Below are 4,643 nucleotides of genomic sequence, written 5' to 3' on the forward strand. Positions count from 1 at the left end.
GATGGTGGCGACGATCGGGCAGGTATCCCAGCAGCGGTACGACGAGCTGGTGACGCAGTCGCGTGACTTGATTCGTGAGCGGGACCGGATTCAGTTCACGGTCGGCGACTACGCGCTGGAGATCGAGCCGATCGGCCCCCGGGGTGGATCCCGGCCGCATGACGCTCTCGGCCTGGGTGTAGTCGACTCGCTGCGGACGTTCGCCGAGGACATCGGGGTCGCACCCGCGACGCTGGAAGTGTGGCGGTATGTGGCCTCGCGCTGACCGGCAGGCCAGCGCCGTGCCGACGTGCCGTTCCACATCCACCGGGTGCTGGCCACGATCACCGATGCCGATCAGCGGTTCACGGTGATCGGCGAGCCGCCGGTGCTGGCCCGGACCGGCGAGCGACGCTGGACCGAGGACGAGGCGAAACGGCGGGTGGGCTGGCAGGTCACCCGGCCGGAGACGGTCCAGGAGAAGGTCAACGCGGTGCATGACCTGGTCACCGACGATGAGGTCGCCACCCGCGTCGCCACGGATCTGCTGCGCCGGCCCAAGGTCGCGTTCAAGGTGTCGACCGAGACCTCGGTGCAGGATCGGGTCGGTGCGGTGCATGAGCTGGTCCGTGACGACGAGGTCGCTACGCGAATCGCCACCGATCTGCTGCGCCGGCCGGAGGTCGCCGCGCGGGCGATGACCGACACTTTTCCGGATTACGATCCGTCGCTCACGCTGAGTATCAGTAGAGCGCGACTGGCGCGCATTGCGGCAGAAGCGGATGTGCTGGGGCGACTGGCGTGGGCGGGGTCACCAGTAGAATCCCAGCGTGTCCGATCTTGCTGCCCGGTTCGGCCAGCTCGCTGGCGAGTATGACTCCCGAAAGGGCGCTGCGACCGCGCTTGTCGGGCGCTGGGACTGGTACAACTGGCCGGGTCTTGATCTTCGTCCGTTGCACTTCGAACGGGATCTGCGCAAGGCCGGCCGCCGTTTGGACGCCAGGCCGCCGCGGGATCGCGATGCTCTGCGCATCGGGTTCGACGCCGAGGATCGCGCGGTCGTGATCGAGGAGTACAGCGGCTTTCTCAGTGCTGTCGTTGTCGCCGCGGAGCCGGGTGATGATCGTAGCGAGGACGCTGGCGAGTTCGGGGCCGACGAGTAGCAGCCGTTCCTCGTTTCCCTTGGATGGAAGGATCTGCAGCAAGGGGACGATCTCTCCGGTGTCGGGCAGCCGGTAGGACACGAGTGCCAGGTGCGTGAGTTCGAGGAGTTCTTCGAGGCGGACGCCGGTGTGCCGGAGAGTTTCGATGATCGCCCAGGCCCAGAATGCGTCGTCTTCGTTGCGGGTGACGTCGAACTGCTCACCGGTGGAGATGTCCTCGGCGAGCACCATGGTGGGCCGGTAGTGCAGCAGGCTTCGGGTGCGATGCTGCTCGCGGCTGATGCGCCGGTATTGGCGCTCGGCGTGGGTGAAGGACGTGCCGATTGGTGCGGCTTGCGCATAGGCCAGCAGGCGTTGCTGATCGGCGTGGTGCTGCTCGGTGGCTTCGACCAGGTCCGGGAGGCGTGGGAGCCGTTCTCTGACCCGTTGGTGCATCTTGGCCTGAGTCTTTTTCTTGACCTTGGTGAAGCCGCCGGTGTCGGAACGGCGGACCAGGCTGGGAACCGCCCAGGCTGCCAGGCTCGGGTCCTCCAGTGCCCACTCGGCGATGTCGAGGTAGAAGGAGCGGACGGTGGCCATGACGCTCTGCCAGTTCTCCCGGGAAACCAGCTGCTTGCCTTCTCGGCTGATGACCTTCACGCGGTGCTTCCAGGCCTCGGCAACTTCGGCGGGCAGATGGATGGTGTCGATGCCCGGATGGTGCCGCTCGATGTCGGCCCAGAAAGCACCCACCAGTTGGCTGGCCAGGCTCGCCAACGAGCTGTAGTCCAGGCTGGGCCGACGCTCGTTGAGGTAGCGAACGAGCAGGTCGCGCACGGGCCGGCACTGGATGATGTGCCGGTCGACCATGGCTGCTGGCGACAGCGGGCCGCGCGCCAGCGTGCGATGCAGCGGCAGCCGCTCGGCGAGGACTCCTACGTCTCGGAGCAGATCCCACGCGGCGTAGAGCCCCGCCGGGACACTGCCAGCGGAGTCCTTCCCCCAGGCGTGATAGGCGAGTAGATCCTCAGCGGTGAGGTCGACAGGATCGCGCCCGGTATGGAAGGAGATCTTCACCAGGCAGTTCTCCGCCGTACTGAGCTGGCTCGGGATCATGCCGCGGGCATGCCCGGCCCGGGCGACCTGCTCGAACAGTTCCGCGCCGAACTCTCGCTTGGCGTAGCGGTGCAGGCCCGAGGTCCGGTAGTTCTGGAGGAATCCGTAGCTGGGCGTCAGCACGCGCTTGAGTAGCAGTGCCGATAACCCTTCCGTGGTCACCTCGCGGCGGGTCGGCTCGATGCGTCCGAAGCCGTTCGTGACGGTGCTGATCCACTCGGTGGAGGTGTCGGTTCCGGCAGCCAGCCACCGCTGCTGCCATCCGCCTCCAGGGTAGGTGGCGAGCCAATCGAGGATGCGGGACGCGCCGCGCCGCCACTGCGTTGCCTTGGCCCGGCTGCGTTTGGTCGACGGTGAGGGCCAGGTCGACAGCTGTGGCAAGGCATCGATGATGGCCTCAGCGGTCATGCCGTCGATGGGCCCGGCTCTGTGCTCCTGCGGGGTCGCAGGGCTCGCCTGGCTCTCGGTGGCCGACTCCGATACGGCGGCGAGATCCGGCCTCGTGGTGGTCGTGGTCATTGCGGTAGCCGTCCGAACAGAACGGCGAGATCGGCGGCCTGGTAGCCGGTGGCCACCGGCTGTGGAGGCTGCCGGGCGCGGTCTTCGCGTTCAGCGAGGTGCTCGGCCACCCGGCGGATCACCCGGGCCTCGTCCTCGACGAGGTAGATGTCGCTGGTGGTGCTGAGGTGGACGTGACCGAGGATGGTTTGCACGTCCCGCAGTGACAGGCTGTCGTCGCGGCTCATGCGAAGCGCCGCCGTGTGTCGAAGATCGTGCATCGTGTAGTTGGTGCCTAGCAGGGCGTTGACCCGGCGGAACACCGCGCGGAGCGCCTCGTAGCTCATCGACTGGCGGCGTAGGCCGTCGCCACGGTCACGGCGCCGCAGCGTCCACCAGACCTGTTCGTTCGGTTCGAGTAAGCCGAGTTCGGCAAGGTAGAGACGCAGCCAGACGAACGCCTCTGGACTGGCCGGTAACCACTGCTCGGCACCGCTGCCCTTGCGGCAGACACGCACCAGTTGCTCGCCCCAGTTCAGATCAACACCTTGCAGGCCCAGCAGCTCGCTGGCGCGGGCGGCGCAGCTGACGTCCAGCGCCACGATCGCTCGGTCCCGGTTGGAACGCAACGCGCCGAATAGGTCCTTCCACCGCTCGTCGGGGATCTCGCGGGGCCGGGCCTTGGGCACCCGCGGGTTGTAACGGATCCGGCCCTCAGCACGAAAGGGCTCCAGCGGGTTGTGATGGGCATGCGGCCGGCGCCCACGCCGGTCCAGAGGCACCGGATTGATCAGAGGCCCGTCGCCGGCCTCAATCCAGAACTCGTAGAAGCTGCGGATCACCGCGTTGCTGTGCCGAACGGTCCGGGGCTCGTAGCCGTCGCCGAAATGCCGCTTGCGGGTAACCGCGTTGATCGTGCCAGCCGTGACGGTCGAGCCTGTGCGCGGAGCATTGCGCAGCTTGTCCGCCTGGCCGAGCCACGACACCAGGTCCCGCACCTCGGCCGAAGTGGCCTTGTCCCAGTCGACGTCGACAGCCTGCAACCATCGCCACCACCTCAGCAGACCGTAGGCGTAGCTGCGTACCGAGCCGGGTCGGTTGCGCGCCGCGAAATCCCGCAGGAATCGACGGACCGGCACTACGGGCACACCATCGGGGTCGATCACCAGCCACGGAACGACGCCCTCGGCTTGAGCCACCCGTCCCCACCGCGGCAACCGGATCGCCGTGATGTCCCGTTCTTCGGCATCCAGCTCGAACCTCATGCAGTCTCCTTCAGCCAGGCTGCATGAAGGTGTATTCGTCAAGCGTGATCAGTTCAGCTCTCGTGACGGCGTGTCGCCGGGTAGTCCGGTCAACAGGACCACGGCCCGGCACTCGGTCAACCGCGCCCAGCAGACCAGGCCCGCCAGGGCGGAGAGCTGGTCCGCCAGCGCACCCCCGCGCTGCAGAACATCGAGCACACCAGCGAGTTCCTCGACCTGGTCGGTGCGTGCGCGCAGTTCGTCGCCTCGGCCGGCCGCATCGTCCCGGGCTTGCGCGGGCAGAACTACACCGACGACGAGAAGGCGACGGTGCAGCGCAACGTGGCCCGGGTCCGGGCGGCTGCGGACTGGATCGAGGGGGCGGTCGCCACCGGTCAGGTCACCCCGGAGGAGGGCCTGGCCCGCCTCCTGGCCGGCGAGTAGCCCGGCCATGGGACGGGTGCCCGCGAACGTCTCCGGTGACCTGGTCCGGGTTGCGTTGATGGAGGCCCGCCCGGCCGGGCTGACCACCCGGCAGCTGGTGGCCGCGACCGAGCTCAGCGCCTATCAGGTGCAGTTCGGGCTGCGGTTTCTGCGTGAGGTCCTGGCCGCGCAGAACCTGACCCCGCTGACCTGGACCCGCCGCGACGGCTATCAGCTGTCG

General features: G+C 67.9%; 6 protein-coding genes and 1 pseudogene. 4 read left to right on the forward strand and 3 right to left on the reverse strand.

What is annotated here, in order from left to right:
- Together WH85_RS51995 and WH85_RS53595 are read left to right on the forward strand one after the other, a co-directional pair.
- On the forward strand, positions 1 to 265 hold a 265-nt coding region (locus WH85_RS51995; RefSeq protein ID WP_211275661.1), incomplete at its 5' end, for a hypothetical protein.
- 12 nt (positions 266 to 277) lie between these two features.
- A pseudogene (locus WH85_RS53595) lies at positions 278 to 676 on the forward strand (DUF6192 family protein); the annotation flags it as partial.
- A gap of 46 nt (positions 677 to 722) precedes the next feature.
- Here WH85_RS53595 and WH85_RS53960 read toward each other — a convergent pair.
- The 3 genes from WH85_RS53960 to WH85_RS51395 are packed head-to-tail and all read right to left on the reverse strand — an operon-like array spanning position 723 to position 4,198.
- Positions 723 to 2,756 carry a hypothetical protein gene (locus WH85_RS53960; RefSeq protein ID WP_052721328.1) on the reverse strand — a complete coding sequence of 678 codons (2,034 nt, stop codon included), beginning with the start codon at positions 2,754 to 2,756 and terminating at the stop codon, positions 723 to 725.
- Entirely contained in the window at positions 2,753 to 4,000 is a 1,248-nt protein-coding gene (locus tag WH85_RS45740) for a tyrosine-type recombinase/integrase (RefSeq protein WP_045748499.1), read from the reverse strand. Before WH85_RS45740 ends, WH85_RS53960 begins: the two co-directional genes overlap by 4 nt.
- 48 nt (positions 4,001 to 4,048) lie before the next feature.
- Entirely contained in the window at positions 4,049 to 4,198 is a 150-nt protein-coding gene (locus tag WH85_RS51395) for a hypothetical protein (protein WP_157411655.1), read from the reverse strand.
- On the opposite strand from WH85_RS51395, the gene WH85_RS51400 reads away from it, so the two are divergent.
- Together WH85_RS51400 and WH85_RS45750 are read left to right on the forward strand one after the other, a co-directional pair.
- Entirely contained in the window at positions 4,190 to 4,423 is a 234-nt protein-coding gene (locus WH85_RS51400) for a DUF6192 family protein (RefSeq protein ID WP_245674395.1), read from the forward strand. The two genes, WH85_RS51395 and WH85_RS51400, sit on opposite strands and share 9 nt — an antisense overlap.
- A gap of 7 nt (positions 4,424 to 4,430) precedes the next feature.
- Positions 4,431 to 4,643, forward strand: a 213-nt coding sequence (locus WH85_RS45750; protein WP_045748500.1) for a hypothetical protein, incomplete at its 3' end; no start/stop codon positions are given.

The organism is Actinoplanes rectilineatus (assembly GCF_000962825.1).
Lineage (GTDB): Bacteria > Actinomycetota > Actinomycetes > Mycobacteriales > Micromonosporaceae > Actinoplanes > Actinoplanes rectilineatus.

What these genes read in the sequence shown, in the direction of transcription:
- WH85_RS45740 (WP_045748499.1), bottom strand. Translation starts at nt 4,000, where the DNA reads ATGAGGTTCGAGCTGGATGCCGAAGAACGGGACATCACGGCGATCCGG.
- WH85_RS53960 (WP_052721328.1), bottom strand. Translation starts at nt 2,756, where the DNA reads ATGACCACGACCACCACGAGGCCGGATCTCGCCGCCGTATCGGAGTCG.